General features: G+C 66.4%; 16 protein-coding genes. 6 read left to right on the forward strand and 10 right to left on the reverse strand.

The annotated features are described in order from the left end of the window. Positions 1-187: 187 nt before the first annotated feature. The 6 genes from ACWGKJ_RS02810 to ACWGKJ_RS02835 all read right to left on the reverse strand — a co-directional run bounded on the left by ACWGKJ_RS02810 (position 188) and on the right by ACWGKJ_RS02835 (position 7,141). A complete protein-coding gene (locus ACWGKJ_RS02810; RefSeq protein WP_385025884.1) occupies positions 188-643 on the reverse strand; it encodes an RICIN domain-containing protein in 456 nt (151 codons plus the stop codon). A gap of 361 nt (positions 644-1,004) precedes the next feature. Further along, on the reverse strand, positions 1,005-2,024 hold the full coding sequence (locus ACWGKJ_RS02815; protein ID WP_385025886.1) for an ABC transporter ATP-binding protein: 1,020 nt from the start codon (positions 2,022-2,024) through the stop codon (positions 1,005-1,007). 27 nt (positions 2,025-2,051) lie between these two features. Then, complete coding sequence (locus tag ACWGKJ_RS02820; protein WP_385025889.1) at positions 2,052-3,089, reverse strand: ABC transporter ATP-binding protein; 1,038 nt, start codon at positions 3,087-3,089, stop codon at positions 2,052-2,054. A gap of 61 nt (positions 3,090-3,150) precedes the next feature. Beyond that, complete coding sequence (locus tag ACWGKJ_RS02825) at positions 3,151-4,131, reverse strand: ABC transporter permease (protein WP_385025892.1); 981 nt, start codon at positions 4,129-4,131, stop codon at positions 3,151-3,153. A 125-nt stretch (positions 4,132-4,256) separates the two neighbouring features. Further along, positions 4,257-6,026, reverse strand: a complete 1,770-nt coding sequence (locus ACWGKJ_RS02830) for an ABC transporter substrate-binding protein (RefSeq protein WP_385025895.1) — start codon at positions 6,024-6,026, stop codon at positions 4,257-4,259. A gap of 80 nt (positions 6,027-6,106) precedes the next feature. Further along, positions 6,107-7,141: an ABC transporter permease gene (locus ACWGKJ_RS02835; protein WP_385025898.1), complete on the reverse strand. Its 1,035-nt coding sequence runs from the start codon at positions 7,139-7,141 to the stop codon at positions 6,107-6,109. 368 nt (positions 7,142-7,509) lie between these two features. On the opposite strand from ACWGKJ_RS02835, the gene ACWGKJ_RS02840 reads away from it, so the two are divergent. The 5 genes from ACWGKJ_RS02840 to ACWGKJ_RS02860 all read left to right on the forward strand — a co-directional run bounded on the left by ACWGKJ_RS02840 (position 7,510) and on the right by ACWGKJ_RS02860 (position 13,386). Next, the gene (locus ACWGKJ_RS02840) at positions 7,510-9,141 is read left to right on the forward strand and encodes a peptide ABC transporter substrate-binding protein (RefSeq protein WP_385025901.1); all 1,632 of its coding nucleotides are present in this window, start codon (positions 7,510-7,512) and stop codon (positions 9,139-9,141) included. 79 nt (positions 9,142-9,220) lie between these two features. Continuing rightward, a complete protein-coding gene (locus tag ACWGKJ_RS02845) occupies positions 9,221-10,144 on the forward strand; it encodes an ABC transporter permease (protein ID WP_385025904.1) in 924 nt (307 codons plus the stop codon). Then, positions 10,137-11,111, forward strand: a complete 975-nt coding sequence (locus tag ACWGKJ_RS02850; RefSeq protein WP_385025907.1) for an ABC transporter permease — start codon at positions 10,137-10,139, stop codon at positions 11,109-11,111. Before ACWGKJ_RS02845 ends, ACWGKJ_RS02850 begins: the two co-directional genes overlap by 8 nt. Before the next feature lie 12 nt (positions 11,112-11,123). Next, positions 11,124-12,101 carry an ABC transporter ATP-binding protein gene (locus tag ACWGKJ_RS02855; protein WP_385025910.1) on the forward strand — a complete coding sequence of 326 codons (978 nt, stop codon included), beginning with the start codon at positions 11,124-11,126 and terminating at the stop codon, positions 12,099-12,101. Further along, positions 12,091-13,386 (forward strand): ABC transporter ATP-binding protein, encoded by a 1,296-nt coding sequence (locus ACWGKJ_RS02860; protein ID WP_385025913.1) that lies wholly within the window; start codon positions 12,091-12,093, stop codon positions 13,384-13,386. Before ACWGKJ_RS02855 ends, ACWGKJ_RS02860 begins: the two co-directional genes overlap by 11 nt. A gap of 73 nt (positions 13,387-13,459) precedes the next feature. Here the strand turns inward: ACWGKJ_RS02860 and ACWGKJ_RS02865 are convergent, their stop codons facing one another. The 4 genes from ACWGKJ_RS02865 to ACWGKJ_RS02880 form a co-directional block, all read right to left on the reverse strand. Further along, complete coding sequence (locus ACWGKJ_RS02865; RefSeq protein WP_385025916.1) at positions 13,460-13,693, reverse strand: hypothetical protein; 234 nt, start codon at positions 13,691-13,693, stop codon at positions 13,460-13,462. Between the two features lie 247 nt (positions 13,694-13,940). Beyond that, a complete protein-coding gene (locus tag ACWGKJ_RS02870; RefSeq protein ID WP_385025919.1) occupies positions 13,941-14,171 on the reverse strand; it encodes a hypothetical protein in 231 nt (76 codons plus the stop codon). Between the two features lie 380 nt (positions 14,172-14,551). Beyond that, the gene (locus ACWGKJ_RS02875; protein WP_385025922.1) at positions 14,552-14,785 is read right to left on the reverse strand and encodes a hypothetical protein; all 234 of its coding nucleotides are present in this window, start codon (positions 14,783-14,785) and stop codon (positions 14,552-14,554) included. After that, positions 14,782-14,985 (reverse strand): hypothetical protein, encoded by a 204-nt coding sequence (locus tag ACWGKJ_RS02880; protein ID WP_385025925.1) that lies wholly within the window; start codon positions 14,983-14,985, stop codon positions 14,782-14,784. Before ACWGKJ_RS02880 ends, ACWGKJ_RS02875 begins: the two co-directional genes overlap by 4 nt. Before the next feature lie 172 nt (positions 14,986-15,157). On the opposite strand from ACWGKJ_RS02880, the gene ACWGKJ_RS02885 reads away from it, so the two are divergent. Next, a complete protein-coding gene (locus tag ACWGKJ_RS02885) occupies positions 15,158-15,892 on the forward strand; it encodes a DUF6879 family protein (protein ID WP_385025928.1) in 735 nt (244 codons plus the stop codon). Positions 15,893-15,896 lie beyond the last annotated feature (4 nt).

Raw genomic sequence — 15,896 nt, forward strand, 5'->3', positions numbered from 1 at the left:
CGTTTCGGCCGGGCCGGCGCGAGGTCTGGGGCTGTACTTCGCGCACAGCACAGCGCCCCGCACAGGGGTGCGGGGCGCTGTCGGGAACGGCCGGGCCTCTGGCAGCCTCTGCGGCAACGGTCCATCCCGACGGACGTAACATCCTCATCCGTTGCCAGAAGCCGGCTACAAGCGGCTCTTCTTCAGTTCAGCTTTTGACGACCCAAGTGGATTGCGACCTGTTGCTGGGGCGAACGCCGCACATAACCTTGCCGCTGACCTCCTTGAAGTACCCACACCCTGCGGAACCGATGGAGGTAGAGGAGTTGATTTTCAGGCTGCTGAACATCATTACCTGCGCCTTGGAGCATCCTCGCCCATAGGCCGGCTTGTTCTTGCCGGAATGCGCGAGGCAGTCACCGCCGTACGGGTTCACGATAGTCGCGAGCTTCGAACCCATGTTGGCCCAGCGCTGCTTGTTCGTGTTCTTGCATGCAGCCAGGGTGACCTTCTTGTCGAGCCCGTTGAACTGCAGACACTTGCCGGTCGCCTTGTTCACCAGGTGAACAGAGCCCCACGCCTGTGCTGGTGAGGCCGGGCCGAACGCGGTGAGCGCGAGCGTGGCCACGCCGGTGGTGATGCCGATCTTGCTGATTGTCTTCACTGCTGGTTCCCCCTGTTTCGGATGGCAACCTATGGTCGACGGAGAGTATTGCATCGGCGCTTGGCGTCACGAAAGCGATTTGAGGGGGAATTGAGATTGCCCTGCGACCGGACGACATCAACCCGCTGGGCGGAGTGCGGAGGGCGGGCCGTTCCTCGAATATCGAAGTGGGTGGGCCGCACAAAGGGTGCTGATGTCCTGTGAGAGCCATGCAAAGGGCCGCGGAAATACGTGAGGGCGCCCTCCGTCACAGACGGAGGGCGCCCTCAGCAACGGGTCTCTACGGCCTACTGGGGTCATGGCGGCGGGACCTGGAGCGGTGGGCCGATGCCGTGATTTCCCCGTTCTGGCTCCCGGGCGGTCAGGCGGCGGCCGGGGGCTCCTCGGGGAAGTGGCAGGCCGTGAGGTGGCCGGGCTTGCTGTCCGTCAGCTGGACGAGCGGCGGCTCGTCGGTGGCGCACTTCTCGGTCGCCTTCCAGCAGCGGGTACGGAACCGGCAGCCGCTCGGCGGGTTCAGCGGCGACGGGACGTCACCGACGAGCCGGATGCGGTTGTCCTCCTTCTCCGTGCCCTCGTCGGGGACCGTGGCTTCCGGGACAGCGGAGAGCAGCGCGCGCGTGTACGGGTGCCGCGGGGCGCTGTAGAGCGTCTCGCGGTCGGCGATCTCGACCATCTTGCCGAGGTACATGACGGCGACGCGGTGCGAGAAGTGCCGGACGATCGCCAGGTCGTGGGCGATGAAGAGGAAGGAGATCCCCATCTCCTCCTGGAGCTTCTGAAGGAGGTTGACGACCTGGGCCTGGATGGAGACGTCGAGTGCGGAGACCGGCTCGTCGGCCACGATCAGCTTGGGCTCCAGGGCGAGGGCGCGGGCGACGCCGATGCGCTGGCGCTGGCCGCCGGAGAACTCGTGCGGGAAGCGGTTGTAGTGCTCCGGGTTGAGGCCGACGATCTCCAGGAGTTCGCGGATCCGGTGCTCGCGGCCGCCCTTGGGGTTGATGTCGTTGACCTCCATCGGGCCACCGACGATCTTGCCCACGGTCTGGCGGGGGTTGAGCGACGAGTAGGGGTCCTGGAAGATCATCTGGATCTCGGAGCGGACCGGCGCCAGTTCCTTGCGGGAGGCGTGCGTGATGTCCTTGCCCTGGTACATGATCTTGCCGGCCGTGGGCTCCATCAGCCGGGTTATCAGCCGTCCGGTGGTGGACTTGCCGCAGCCGGACTCGCCGACCAGGCCGAGCGACTCGCCCTGGTGGACGGCGAAGTCGAGGCCGTCGACCGCTTGGACGTCCGCGACCTTGCGCTTGAACGGGAATCCGCCCATCACCGGGAAGTACTTGGTCAGGCCGGTGACTTCGAGCAGGGGGGTGTCGGTGGTCATGTTCGTTCGTTTCCCTTTGGCTCTGGGTCAGCTCAGCCGGGGCTGGATCTGGTCGGCGAAGATGTCCTTCTTCTGGACTGGGCTGAGGTGGCAGGCGGAGCCACGCCCCGCTGCGAGTTCGAGAGGCGGCCGCTCCGTGGAGCAACGGTCCCCGTCGACCTGGTCCTTGAAGGTGCACCGGGGGTGGAAGCGGCAGCCCGTCGGCGGGTTCAGCAGGCTGGGCGGCGAACCCGGGATCGGCATCAGCGGGATGTCGACCGGGCCCTTCAGGCTCGGCATCGAGCCGAGCAGCCCCCAAGTGTACGGGTGCTGGGGCGCCCGGAGTACCTGACGCTTGGAGCCGCGTTCCACACAGCGGCCGCCGTACATCACCAGCACGTCGTCCGCGACATCGGCGATCACACCGAGGTCGTGGGTGATGAAGACGATGGCCGTGCCGAACTCCTGCTGCAGGTCCTTCAGGAGGTCCATGATCTGCGCCTGGACGGTGACGTCCAGCGCGGTCGTCGGCTCGTCGGCGATCAGCAGCTCCGGGTCGCAGACCAGCGCCATGGCGATCATCGCGCGCTGCCGCATACCGCCGGAGAACTGGTGCGGGTAGTCGTCGACCCGCAGGTCCGGCTGGGGAATGCCGACCCGGGTGAGCATCTCGATCGCCCGCTTGCGGGCCACCTGCTTGGAGGCGCCGGTGTGCTTCCGGTACGTCTCACCGATCTGCTGGCCGACGGTGTGGAACGGCGACAGCGAGGCCAGGGCGTCCTGGAAGATCATCGCCATCTTGTTGCCGCGCAGCCGCTCCAGCTCGCGCTCGCTGGCGCCGAGCAGCTCCTGGCCGTCGAGGGTGATCTCGCCGTTGATCTGGGTGCGGTCGCGGTCGTGCAGGCCCAGGATCGTCAGGTTGGTGACGGACTTGCCGGAGCCGGACTCGCCGACGATGCCGAGCGTCTTGCCCTTCTCCACGTCGAAGGAGAGGCCGTCGACGGCCTTGACTGTGCCGTCCTCGGTCGAGAAGTGGACCTGTAGGTCCCTGACAGAGAGGAAGGGCTGCTGATCGGTGCTCGTCACGAGGACGCTCCAGGAAGTGTTGCGGGGATCGGGGGTGGGGCCGAGCGGGGGCGGGAGCGGGTCAGGCGAGACGGATCCGCGGGTCGATGAGGCCGTAGATGGCGTCCACGAAGATGTTGAAGAAGACGATCGCCGCGGCCGCCACGAGCGTGACGCCCAGGAGCATGGGCAGGTCGCTCGTGTCGACGGACTGCAGTGCGAGCCGGCCGATCCCCTGGATGCTGAAGACCTGTTCGGTGATGATCGCGCCGCCGATCAGTGTGCCCAGGTCGATGCCGAAGATGGTGACGATCGGCCCCATGGCGCCCCGCCAGGCGAAGCGGAAGAAGACCGAAGCCCGGGAGAGACCCTTGGCGCGTGCCGTGCGGACGTAGTCCTCGGTGAGCTGCTCCACGAGCTGGGAGCGCGTCATACGGGTGTAGTTCGCCGTGAAGATGATGGAGAGCACCAGCCACGGCAGCAGCAGTCCGGCTGCCCACTTGACCGGGTTCTCCGTGATCGGCGTGTACGACGGCTGGTCGAGCAGCCCCATCTGCTGGACCAGGATGAACATCGCGATATAGCCGACGAAGTAGATCTGCAGCGAGGAGCCGAGCAGCGACAAGGAGCTGGCTACCTTGTCGAGGGCCTTGCCCTGCTTGACGGCGGCGACCATGCCCGTGCCGATACCGATGATCAGGAAGAAGAAGGCGGAGCCCAGCGCGAGCGAGATCGTCAGGGGCAGCCGGTCCATGATCGTGCCGAGGACGGGCTGGCGGTTGGTGAAGGAGTAACCGAGGCAGGGGGCCGGGCAGTGGCCGTAGTTGCCGTAGTCGCGGCCCGCGAAGATGCCGACCAGCCAGTGCCAGTACTGGACCGGCATCGGGTCGGCTATTCCCAGGTTCAGCCGGATCTGCTTGAGCAGCTCTGGCGTGCAGGTCTTACCGCAGGCCAGACGCGCCGGGTCACGGGGGATCGCGTAGAAGAGGTAGAAGGTGATGGCGCTGATGATCAGCAGGATGACGATAGCGCCGGTCACGCGGCGGAGAAGAAATCGAAGCATGGGGTCGTGACTTTCCGGGTGGGGCGCCGTCGCCGAGGTGTAGGGAGCGGGGGAGGGCCGGGGCCGGGGGAGGGCCGGGGCCGGGGGAGGGCAGCCGATCGGGCCGCCCTCCCCCGGGTGACGGGCTACTTCGTCGTGTAGAGCTTGGTGATCGCGATACCGGTGGCGCCGGCGTCGTAGATCAGCCCGCCGACCTTGGAGCCGTGCAGCCAGTTACGGATCGGCCAGTAGTCGGGGACACAGGCCGCCAGCTCCATGATCTGGCGGTCGATGGCGCCCCAGGCCTCGTCGGCCTTCTTCTGGTCCGTGATCAGCGCAGCCGCGTCGATGGCCTTGTTGACACTCGGGTTGTTCAGCTGCGGCCAGTTCGACGCGCCGTTGGCGATCACACGGCCGTCGAAGGTCGGCTGGAGGGCGGTGTAGCCGCCCGGCCAGTCGGCGGACCAGCCGGCCGCGAACATGTCGTAGGTGTTGTCGATCTGGGCGATCTGAGTGTAGAAGGTCGTCTTGTCGACCTGCTTGGTGACCGGGGTGAAACCGGCCTTGGTGAGGGCGTTCTTGATCGCCACAGCCTGCTTGACGGCGTTGTCGGACTGCTGGAAGGCGATGACGACCTTCTGGCCCATCTTGCCGGCCTCCTTGAGGAGCGCCTTGGCCTTCTCCGGGTCACCGGTGGGCTTCTTCCGCTTGCCGTAGAGGTCGAAGTCGGTGTGGCCGGGGGTGAGGGGGCTGATGATCGTGGTGGCGATCTCGGAGTTCGAGGTACCACCGCGGATCAGCTGGCACTGCTGCGACGGCCACGCGTAGTTGAGCGCCTGGCGGACCTTGACGTCCTTGATCCGCGTCGTGTTGATGGCGTAGTAGTACGTCGCGGTGTCGAGGTGCGTCAGGACGCGCTTCTTCAGCTGCGGGTCGCCGAGCACCTTCTGGATGCGCTCGGGCGCGATCTCGTTGAACATCGACACGGTGTGCTGGTCGTTGCCCTGGTCGGCGACGTAGCGGTCCGTGGACGCGAGCAGCTGGAAGCCGAACTGCAGCTGCCACTTGTCCGGGTACGCGTTGCGGATCGGGTCCGTCTTCGGGTCCCAGTGCGGGTTGCGCGAGATCGACATCGACTTGCCGGGCTGACGGGCGTCGATCTTGTACGGGCCGCAGGAGAACGGCTTCTTGTCGTAGTCCTCCTTGGTGTCGTGCTTCTTGGGCACCAAGGAGAAGGCGCGCATACCGAGTGTGAAGTTGAAGTCGGTACGGGCCGTGTTCAGGTGGAAGGTGACGGTCTTGCCGCTGATCTCGATCGAGTCGAGGTGCTTGCCGCTGTAGGGGCCCTTGTAGTCCTTGCCGCCGACCAGCCACTGCTGGGGGTAGCGCGGGCCGTACGTGATGAAGGTGGCGAAGAGCCGCTCGAAGGTGTGGCGGACGTCCTCGATCGTGACGTCGGAACCGTCCTCCCACTTGCCTCCGTCCTTCAGCGTGAAGGACCAGGTCTTGCCGCCGTCCTTCATCGTGCCGGCGTCGGTGGCGAGGTCGCCCACGAGGGTGGCGGTGCCGTTGCTCGCGATCTTGTAGCCGACCAGACCGCGCATGAAGAGCGGGGTGATCCAGCCCTCGTAGCTCGACCAGATCTGCGCCGGGTCCAGGTGGTCGCAGTCGAGCTGGTCCATCGTCCAGATGGTGCCGCCCTTGACCGCGCCCGGGACCTCGGGGGCGGGACCGGTGGAGTCGGCCTTGGTGCCGACCAGGATCTTGTCGGCCTTGCCCTTGCTGACGTTCGGGGCGTCCTTGCCGCCACTGCCGGTGTCGCCGCCACCGCCACCGCTGCTGCATGCGCTGAGGACGGTGGAGCTCGCGGCCGCCACTCCGGTGGCTATCAGGAAGTTTCTGCGGGAGAAAGACATGGCGTATTGGTCCTTGGGTTCGGTGGACGAGGCAGGTGCGACAGGCCGGACCGCGGCGGCCGGGCTGTTGGAGCGGAGATTCAGCGCTTCGACTTGGGGTCGAGCGCGTCGCGTACCGAGTCGCCGAGCAGATTGAAGGCGAGCACGAAGATGACCATGGAGACGCCCGGGAAGAGCATGAAGGTGAAGTCGTCCGTGTAGAACGTCGAACCACGCGCGATCATGACTCCCCAGTCCGGGGTCGGGTCGATCATGCCGACGCCGAGGAAGGCAAGACCGGCCTCGGCCGTCACCATGGCGGGCAGCGCAAGAGTGGACTGGATGAGGATCGGCGTCCAGAGGTTCGGAAGCAGTTCCTTGAAGATGATCCGGGCAGGCGATGCGCCGGTCACCTTGGCTGCCTCGACGAACTCCCGCTCACGCAGCGCCAGTACCTGTCCGCGGAGCAGGCGGGCCAGCGAGGCCCAGCCGAAGCCCGCGAGGACCAGGATCAGACTGATGGCGCGGAGCGACGTCGGGATGTCATCGTCCGGACCGACGAAGAGCCCGTAGACCACCGGCATGAAGGCGATGAAGAACAGGGTCGACGGGAAGGACAGCAGGACGTCGATGAGCCGGCCGATGAGGTAGTCCGTCTTGCCGCCCAGATATCCGGCCGTCACGCCGATGACCACCCCGACGACGGTCAGGAGGATCGTGATCGCCGAGGCGATCAGCAGCGAGGTGCGGATTCCGTAGAGCAGGAACGTGAAGACGTCCCGGCCCAGCGACGGCTCCAGGCCGAACCAGAAGTCGCTGCTGATGCCGCCATTGGGCTTGATCGGGTAGGCGAAGCTGTTGAGCAGCCCGGGGGTGTCCTGGCCGTACGTCTCGTACGGGTTCTTCCCGTACAGCTTCGCGATCAGCGGTGCGGCGATGCCGATCACGAAGAAGAACACGACGACGCAGGCGGATATGACGCCTGTCTTGTCGCGCTTGAATCGCCGCCAAGCCAGTTGGCTTGGGCTCCGGGCGTCGGCGCCCTTGTTCGGGCTGTCGGGCTGCCGGGACTCCTCAACGATATCGGTGGCAGTGGTGTCCACCGGAACGAGGGGGGCCGGGGATGGCGTGGTCATCGAACTCCTGTCCCCGTACGGAAAGCGGCATCCTCCGGGCAGGAGGAGCTAAGGGGTTGGAACGGACCCAATCAATCGAGTTGACAACGGTCAATGCGCGTAGCAAGTCCACACCTGTTCTTTAGGTTTTTGACCGTGTCTTGAAGGAAGAAAGACGCGTTCTTGGTGGACGTCGGATTTGGGTAAACCCCAAAGCGTACCTTTTCGGGCACCCGCGTCCGGTCAAAGGTGTGTCCATTTCGTTATGCGGGGCATCCGGGCGTTTCTGGTGACGGATGGACACAGACGGCCGTAGAGAAGGTGCATTGGTGGTGCTATCCACAGATATTGGGGCCTAAGTGGGATTCAGGACCTAGAGGAGGCACTCCATGCGCGGAGCCACACACGCCAAGTGGGCCGCTTGCGCGGTCGCCGTCGCCCTCGCGGCGACCGCCTGCGGCGGCGGAGGAAGCAGTGGCGGAAGTGGCGGGGCGAACGGGGTCCTCAGCTCCTCCTGGGGCGATCCGCAGAACCCCCTGGAGCCGGCGAACACCAACGAGGTCCAGGGCGGCAAGGTCCTCGACATGATCTTCCGGGGCCTCAAGAAGTACGACCCGAAGACCGGCAAGGCCGAGAACATGATGGCCGCCGGCGTCACGACCAAGGACTCGGTGAACTTCAGGATCACCATCAAGAAGGGCTGGACCTTCAGCAACGGTGAGAAGATCACCGCCAAGTCCTTCGTCGACGCCTGGAACTACGGCGCGGATCTGAAGCACAACCAGAAGGACGCGTACTTCTTCGGGTACATCGACGGCTACGACAAGGTCCACCCGGACTCCGGCAGCGCCACGGCCTCCAAGCTCTCCGGGCTGAAGGTCGTCAACGACACCACCTTCACGGTGAAGCTCAACCAGAAGTTCTCCACGTTCCCCGACACCCTCGGGTACCCGGCCTTCGCCCCGCTGCCCACGGCGTTCTACAAGAACCACTCCGCCTGGCTGTCCAAGCCGATCGGCAACGGTCCGTACACCGTGCAGTCGTACACCAAGGGCTCCAAGATGAGCCTGCGCAAGTGGGCCAAGTACCCCGGCCCCGACAAGGCGCAGAACGGCGGCGTCGACCTCAAGGTCTACACGGACAACAACACCGCCTACACCGACCTGACCGCGGGCAACCTCGACCTGGTCGACGACGTGCCCGCCGCGCAGCTCAAGAACGTCAAGGCCGACCTGAACGGGCGCTACATCAACACCCCCGCGGGCATCATCCAGACGCTCGCCTTCCCCTTCTACCGGCCCGACTGGAACACCGCGGGCGCCAAGAAGGTGCGGATCGGGCTCTCGATGGCGATCAACCGCCCGCAGATCACCAAGACGATCTTCCAGAACACCAGGACCCCGGCCACCGACTGGACCTCCCCGGTCCTCGGCGCCGGCGGCGGATACAAGGCCGGGCTCTGCGGCGCCTCCTGCAAGTACAACCCGGCCGAGGCGAAGAAGCTGGTCAAGGAGGGCGGCGGGATCCCCGGCGGCCAGCTGAAGATCTCGTACAACGCGGACACCGGCTCGCACAAGGAGTGGGTCGACGCCATCTGCAACAACATCAACAACAGCCTCGGCAACGACAAGGCCTGTGTCGGCAACCCGATCGGCACCTTTGCCGACTTCCGCAACCAGATCACGGCGAAGAAGATGACGGGCCCGTTCCGGGCGGGCTGGCAGATGGACTACCCGCTCATCCAGAACTTCCTGCAGCCGCTGTACTACACCAACGCCTCGTCCAACGACGGCCACTGGACCAACAAGCAGTTCGACAAGCTCATCAACCAGGCCAACGCGGAGACCGACAAGGCCGCCGCCGTCAAGAAGTTCCAGGACGCCGAAGGGGTGCTCAGGGACAACATGGGCGCCATCCCGCTCTGGTACCAGAACGGCAGCGCCGGCTACTCCGACCGTCTCTCGAACGTCGCCCTGAACCCGTTCAGCGTGCCGGTCTACAACGAGATCAAGGTCCACTGACGCCTGCGGGAGCACGGCCCGGCGCGCCCGGCGCGCCGGGCCGCACACCTTCCCGGAACGACGACCCCCGGAGCCCCTCATGGGACGTTATGTGATCAGGCGTCTGCTGCAGATGATCCCGGTCTTCATCGGTGCGACGCTGCTGATCTTCCTGATGGTGAACGTCATGGGCGACCCCGTCGCGGGACTCTGCGGCGACCGCGCCTGCGACCCGGCCACCGCCGCCCAGCTGCGCAGCGAGTTCGGCCTCGACAAGCCCGTGTGGCAGCAGTACCTGACCTATATGGGGAACGTCTTCACGGGCGACTTCGGGACCGCGTTCAACGGTCAGAAGGTCACCGACCTGATGGGCAGCGCCTTCCCCGTCACCATCCGGCTCACCATCGTCGCCATCATCTTCGAGGTGCTCATCGGTATCTCCTTCGGCGTGGTCACGGGACTCCGGCGCGGCCGTCCGATCGACTCCACCGTCCTGCTGCTCACCCTGATCGTCATCTCCGTGCCGACCTTCGTCACCGGCCTGCTGGCCCAGCTGCTGTTCGGCGTGAAATGGGGACTGATCCAGCCCGCCGTCTCACCGGAGGCCCCCTTCAACGAGCTGATCCTGCCCGGCCTCGTGCTCGCCTCCGTCTCCCTCGCGTACGTCACCCGGCTGACCAGGACCTCGATCGCGGAGAACCGGCGCGCCGACTACGTCAGGACCGCCACGGCCAAAGGGCTCCCGAGACGCCGCATCATCATCCGCCACCTGCTGCGCAACTCGCTGATCCCCGTCGTGACCTTCATCGGGACCGACATCGGGGGCCTGATGGGCGGTGCCATCGTCACCGAGCGCATCTTCAACATCCACGGCGTCGGCTACCAGCTCTACCAGGGCATCGTCCGCCAGAACAGCCAGACCGTCGTCGGCTTCGTCACCGTCCTCGTCATCGTGTTCCTGGTGGCGAACCTCGTCGTCGACCTCCTCTACGCCGTTCTCGACCCGAGGATCCGGTATGCCTGAGCCGCAGAATTCCGACGAAGCCATCTCCGCCGCCGGGGCCGGCGGGGCCACCGACCTCGCCATGGGCGAGGGCGTGACACTGGAGAACCAGCAGGACGGCGGCGGCCCCGGCCCCGACGAGCCGGCCCGCAGTCTCTGGTCCGACGCCTGGCGCGATCTGCGCCGCAACCCGGTCTTCATCATCTCCGCGCTGGTCATTCTCTTCCTGGTGGTGATCTCGATCTGGCCCCAGCTGATCGCCGACCAGAACCCGCTCGCCTGCAACCTGGACAAGGCCCAGGAGGGCCCCCAGCCCGGCCACCCCTTCGGCTTCACCGGACAGGGCTGCGACGTCTACACCCGTACCGTCTACGGCGCCCGGCAGTCCGTGACGGTCGGTGTCTGCGCCACGGTCGGAGTGGCCGTCATCGGCAGCATCCTGGGCGGACTCGCGGGCTTCTACGGCGGGGCGGGCGACGCGGTCCTCTCCCGGATCACCGACATCTTCTTCGGTATCCCGGTGGTGCTCGGCGGTCTGGTGCTGCTGTCCGTGGTCACCAGCAACACCGTCTGGCCGGTGATCGGCTTCATGGTGCTGCTGGGCTGGCCGCAGATCGCGCGTATCGCGCGCGGCTCCGTCATCACCGCCAAACAGAATGACTACGTCCAGGCGGCGCGGGCGCTCGGCGCGTCCAACTCCCGGATGCTGCTGCGCCACATCGCGCCGAACGCGGTCGCGCCCGTGATCGTCGTGGCGACCATCGCCCTCGGTACGTACATCTCGCTGGAGGCGACCCTGTCCTTCCTCGGCGTCGGCCTGAAGCCCCCCACCGTCTCCTGGGGCATCGACATCTCCGCCGCTTCGCCCTACATCCGCAACGCCCCGCACATGCTGCTCTGGCCGGCCGGAGCACTGGCGATCACGGTGCTCGCCTTCATCATGCTCGGCGACGCGGTGCGCGACGCCCTCGACCCCAAGCTGCGCTGAGGAGTCCGGACCATGCTGCTCGAAGTACGCGATCTGCACGTGGAGTTCCACACCCGCGACGGGGTCGCGAAGGCGGTGAACGGCGTCGACTACACAGTGGACTCCGGTGAGACGCTCGCCGTCCTCGGCGAATCGGGCTCGGGCAAGTCGGTGACCGCCCAGGCCATCATGGGCATCCTCGATGTGCCGCCGGGCCGGATCGCGGGCGGCGAGATCCTCTTCCAGGGGCAGGATCTGCTGAAGCTCAAGGCGGAGGAGAGGCGGAAGATCCGCGGCGCCAAGATGGCGATGATCTTCCAGGACGCCCTCTCGTCGCTCAACCCGGTGCTCAGCGTGGGCGAGCAGCTCGGTGAGATGTTCACCGTCCACCGGGGCATGTCCCGCAAGGACGCCAAGGCCAGGGCCATCGAGCTGATGGAGACGGTGCGGATCCCGGCGGCCAGGGAGCGGGTCGGCCAGTACCCGCACCAGTTCTCCGGCGGGATGCGCCAGCGCATCATGATCGCCATGGCGCTGGCCCTGGAACCGGACCTGATCATCGCCGACGAGCCGACCACCGCCCTCGATGTGACCGTCCAGGCCCAGGTGATGGACCTGCTCGCGGAGCTCCAGCGGGAGTTCAACATGGGGCTGATCCTCATCACCCACGACCTGGGCGTGGTGGCGGACGTCGCGGACAAGATCGCGGTGATGTACGCGGGCCGGATCGTCGAGACCTCACCGGTCCACCAGATCTACCGGGCCCCCGCCCACCCGTACACCAAGGGCCTCCTCGAATCGATCCCGCGCGTCGACCAGAAGGGCCAGGAGCTGTACGCGATCAAGGGGCTGCCCCCGAACCTGCTGCACATCCCGCCCGGCTGCGCCTTCAACCCCCGCTGCCCGCTGGCTCAGGAGGTGTGCCGCACCGACGTGCCGCCGCTGTACGAAGTGTCCCCGGAGCGCCGGAGCGCCTGCCACTTCTGGAAGGAGACGCTCAATGCACGCTGACCGCTCGCGGCGCCACGCGGCACAGGACGAGGCGGGCGCGGAGGCCGAGGCCCGGCGCGACCTGATGGAGAAGTCGCACGCGGAGGTCGCCTTCCACGAGAAGGAGCCCGTCCTCGAAGTCCGCGACCTGGTCAAGCACTACCCGCTCACCCAGGGAATCCTGTTCAGGAAGCAGGTCGGCGCCGTCAAGGCCGTCGACGGGGTGTCGTTCGCGCTCCGCCAGGGCGAGACGCTCGGCATCGTGGGCGAGTCCGGCTGCGGCAAGTCGACCGTGGCCAGGATGCTGGTCAATCTGGAGGCGCCCACGGCCGGCACGATCCGGTACAAGGGCGAGGACATCACCAGAATGTCCGGCCGCGCGCTCAAGGCCGTACGCCGCAACATCCAGATGGTCTTCCAGGACCCGTACACCTCGCTCAACCCCCGGATGACGGTCGGCGACATCATCGGGGAGCCGTACGAGATCCACCCCGAGGTGGCGCCCCGGGGCAGCCGCCGCCGGAAGGTCCAGGACCTGCTCGACGTCGTCGGGCTCAACCCGGAGTACATCAACCGCTATCCGCACCAGTTCTCCGGCGGCCAGCGCCAGCGCATCGGTATCGCGCGCGGCCTCGCGCTCAACCCCGAGATCATCGTGGCCGACGAACCGGTCTCCGCGCTCGACGTGTCCGTACAGGCCCAGGTCATCAACCTGCTGGGGCGGCTCCAGCAGGAGTTCGGCCTGGCGTACGTGTTCATCGCGCACGACCTGTCGATCGTCCGGCACATCTCGAACCGGGTGGGGGTGATGTACCTCGGTCGGATCGTCGAGGTCGGCTCGGACGCGGAGATCTACGAGCACCCCACCCACCCGTACACCCAGGCGCTGCTCTCCGCCGTGCCGGTGCCGGACCCGGAGGCGCGGGACCGGCGCGAGCGGATCATCCTGGCGGGCGACGTGCCCTCACCCGCCAACCCGCCGTCCGGCTGCCGCTTCCGCACCCGCTGCTGGAAGGCGCAGGAGCGGTGCGCGCGTGAGGTGCCTGCGCTGGCGGTGCCCGAGCTGTTCCGGGACGCGGAGGGTCCGGTGCACCACGACTCGGCCTGCCACTTCGCCGAGGAGAAGCAGGTCGTACCGGACACCGGGCCGGACGAGGGCCCGGGAGGGCCTGCGGACGGCGGCGCGGGGCCCTTCGGCGGTGGACCGTCCGGCGGTACCCCCTCGGGTGGGGCACCTTCCGGTGGTACGCCCGGGGGCCCGCCGCCCGGTGGTACGTCCGGGCCCGCCGGTGCGACGCCTGCCTGAACCCGGGGCGCGGGCGAGGCTTCGCCGGCCGCCTACTACTCCAGCCGTAGACCGTAACTGCGCTGGTGATGCCTCATGCTCTCCTCGGCTTGCGGGGCTTGGTCCAGCTGCCGTGGGGCCGGTTTCGTTCCTGGGCCAGCAACGCCGAGTCGAACTGGGCCTTGCTTGTCACTGCTCGCGGTTCGGGTTCGAGCACGGCCGCAGTCGATCGCCAGGGGACAGCCGCGCCCCAGCCGACGAGAGGCATGGTCTCGTTGTAGTGGGGCGCGAACTGCGCGGTGATGAGGGTCGGCATCTGATAGTTCAAGCCACGCACATGCTCGATGAACGCCTCGGATAGCACGACATGGTGCGTTTCAACGTAGTGCGGGAAATCCTGGCGCCAGAGCCAGGATTTCCGTCGGTGACCAGCGATGAGCAGCCCAGGGAATGCCGGTGCGCGCTCCCGGTGATGATGGGTCGGATCGCGGGCCGGTCCGCACGGGTCGAACCCCGCCGCCAGATAAGGAAGTTGATGCTCTGTCTGTTCTCGGACCTGCTGCGCAGGACTCGCCTCAGCTGAGTTGGCTGGACGGGGACTCTGGTGGCGATGAGGCCAAGGGGGACTCCTCGTCGTCCGCTGGAGGTCGCATCTCGGACCTCTTGAAACGGTGCCACGCGTCGCGTGCTTTCCCGGCGGAGTCGATCACGTCCGGGACCTGGTCGAGCAGCCCTTTTAGTGCAAAGAGCAGCACGGAAGCCACGCCAGCGATGGCGAGAATGACGATGATGGCGTTGCCGTCCACCGATCCTGACCTTCCCTGTCATGAGTCGGATCGGGTGCGCAGGCAGCCTCGATCCGAACCCTTCGGTTCGGACCGAGACACCCGCGCTGATGCGGCGCGCAAATGTTCTCGGGTTGGACCGCTTTCCAGGTCCAGGTGTTGCAAGGCGTGCGGTGTTGCTCTACCCATCAACCCCGGGAGCTTGACTCACATCGTCGAGCGTGGTGGTCCAAGAACCACCGAACCCAGTCACTTAGGTTGACGTTGTCCTGCCCTCCCGTTTCACCGGGGCGCACAGGTGCGCGGAGCTTTTCGACTCACTGTTTTCGATGGTACCGCAAGGCACACAACAGCGCCCTGCCGTAGAGAAGTTGATGGCAGGGCGCTGATGTTCGGTCTGGTTACTCCTCCACCGCCTTGACCCGCTCCAACGGCACATCCCACTCAAGGCCGCCACCCTCGGGCACCATGAACGCCTGTCGGCTGACCACCGTCTGTGTCTTCTTGGTGCGTTCCACAAGCACGCCCATCAGCAGGCCCGTGCGTTGAGAGATCGTGTCCTCGACGAGGGTGCCGCGCGGGTAGGGCAACGTGCCGTGGCTGACGGTCGTTTTTGGCTTCTCGTGTCCGGTCACTTCCGACCCTCTCTCCGCAACGCGTCAGCCAGGCGCGCGGCCACATCGGCGCGAACCCGCCCCAGCTCCACGAGCCGCAGGGCCGGGGACGCGGCGTCAACCGCAAGTGAGGGGAGGACGATCCCGACCCCGGCCAGTGCCGCTCTCAGGGACTCCATCGCCGTGAACGGGTCGATGCCCTGCTGTTCTTTGGTCGCCATGAACAGGACGCTAGAAGTGACGAGTTGCCCGGCGGTACGCTGTTTTCTCAAATTTGCTCGCCACTCGTCCGAGGTTGCTGATGTTTTCTCCTGCACCCTGCCTGACCCCGTAGAACGGAACCGACGGCCCGGTCATGCTGTGAGATCAAGACCCCCTCGAAGGGAGAGCGTCATGGCTCGTCAGTTGCGCTTCATCGGCACAGACAGCAAGGTCGATGGTTGCCCCGCCCTGCACACGGACGAAGGAACCGGCGAGATCATCGTGCAAGGCACCCCCGTCACTGACCCCGAAGACCTCGCAAACCTGCAGCATTTCGGGCCGGACGATGCGGCAGTGGCCGTACCGCGCGAACTACTCGTGAACTGGGGGCCGAAGGAAATTGAGCCGGTGCCGGACCTCGTGGATCGGGCCACCTTCCGCCGCCTCTTCGAGACCTTCAAGTACACCGCTTGGCGTCTGGAGACTCGACGCGGATACGCCTCGGACCGTGAGGACCCCGACTTTCAGGCGTTCTTGGCCACCGGGTTCGCGCCCTGCGACCCCAACGAGCCCTGGTTTGTCAACATCAAGGCCCAGAGCGAGGCAGGCAAGACGGTCGGCCGGGTGCGCGTAGCCGACGACCCGATGACGACCGAGCAGCGGTTCTTGCTCGACTACGCCCGGCACAACGCGGCGGTCGGCGAGGACATCCGGTACCTGTGGCGCGAGGACGCGGCCGAGCTGCCCGCCGAAGACTTCTGGATCTTCGATTCGCGGATCGTCGCCCTGCTGCACTTCGACGACGCCGACAACATCACCGACATTGAGCTGATCACCGAACCGGCTGAGGTTGTGCGGTACGCCACGGTGCGTGACGCGGCGATGCACCACGCCGTGCCGTTCGACCAGTTCGCCGCGACCGAATGACGCG

Source organism: Streptomyces sp. NPDC054757, assembly GCF_053612185.1.

What these genes read in the sequence shown, in the direction of transcription:
- ACWGKJ_RS02855 (WP_385025910.1), top strand. Translation starts at nt 11,124, where the DNA reads ATGCTGCTCGAAGTACGCGATCTGCACGTGGAGTTCCACACCCGCGAC.
- ACWGKJ_RS02835 (WP_385025898.1), bottom strand. Translation starts at nt 7,141, where the DNA reads ATGACCACGCCATCCCCGGCCCCCCTCGTTCCGGTGGACACCACTGCC.
- ACWGKJ_RS02830 (WP_385025895.1), bottom strand. Translation starts at nt 6,026, where the DNA reads ATGTCTTTCTCCCGCAGAAACTTCCTGATAGCCACCGGAGTGGCGGCC.
- ACWGKJ_RS02840 (WP_385025901.1), top strand. Translation starts at nt 7,510, where the DNA reads ATGCGCGGAGCCACACACGCCAAGTGGGCCGCTTGCGCGGTCGCCGTC.
- ACWGKJ_RS02880 (WP_385025925.1), bottom strand. Translation starts at nt 14,985, where the DNA reads ATGGCGACCAAAGAACAGCAGGGCATCGACCCGTTCACGGCGATGGAG.
- ACWGKJ_RS02860 (WP_385025913.1), top strand. Translation starts at nt 12,091, where the DNA reads ATGCACGCTGACCGCTCGCGGCGCCACGCGGCACAGGACGAGGCGGGC.
- ACWGKJ_RS02850 (WP_385025907.1), top strand. Translation starts at nt 10,137, where the DNA reads ATGCCTGAGCCGCAGAATTCCGACGAAGCCATCTCCGCCGCCGGGGCC.
- ACWGKJ_RS02845 (WP_385025904.1), top strand. Translation starts at nt 9,221, where the DNA reads ATGGGACGTTATGTGATCAGGCGTCTGCTGCAGATGATCCCGGTCTTC.
- ACWGKJ_RS02815 (WP_385025886.1), bottom strand. Translation starts at nt 2,024, where the DNA reads ATGACCACCGACACCCCCCTGCTCGAAGTCACCGGCCTGACCAAGTAC.
- ACWGKJ_RS02885 (WP_385025928.1), top strand. Translation starts at nt 15,158, where the DNA reads ATGGCTCGTCAGTTGCGCTTCATCGGCACAGACAGCAAGGTCGATGGT.
- ACWGKJ_RS02825 (WP_385025892.1), bottom strand. Translation starts at nt 4,131, where the DNA reads ATGCTTCGATTTCTTCTCCGCCGCGTGACCGGCGCTATCGTCATCCTG.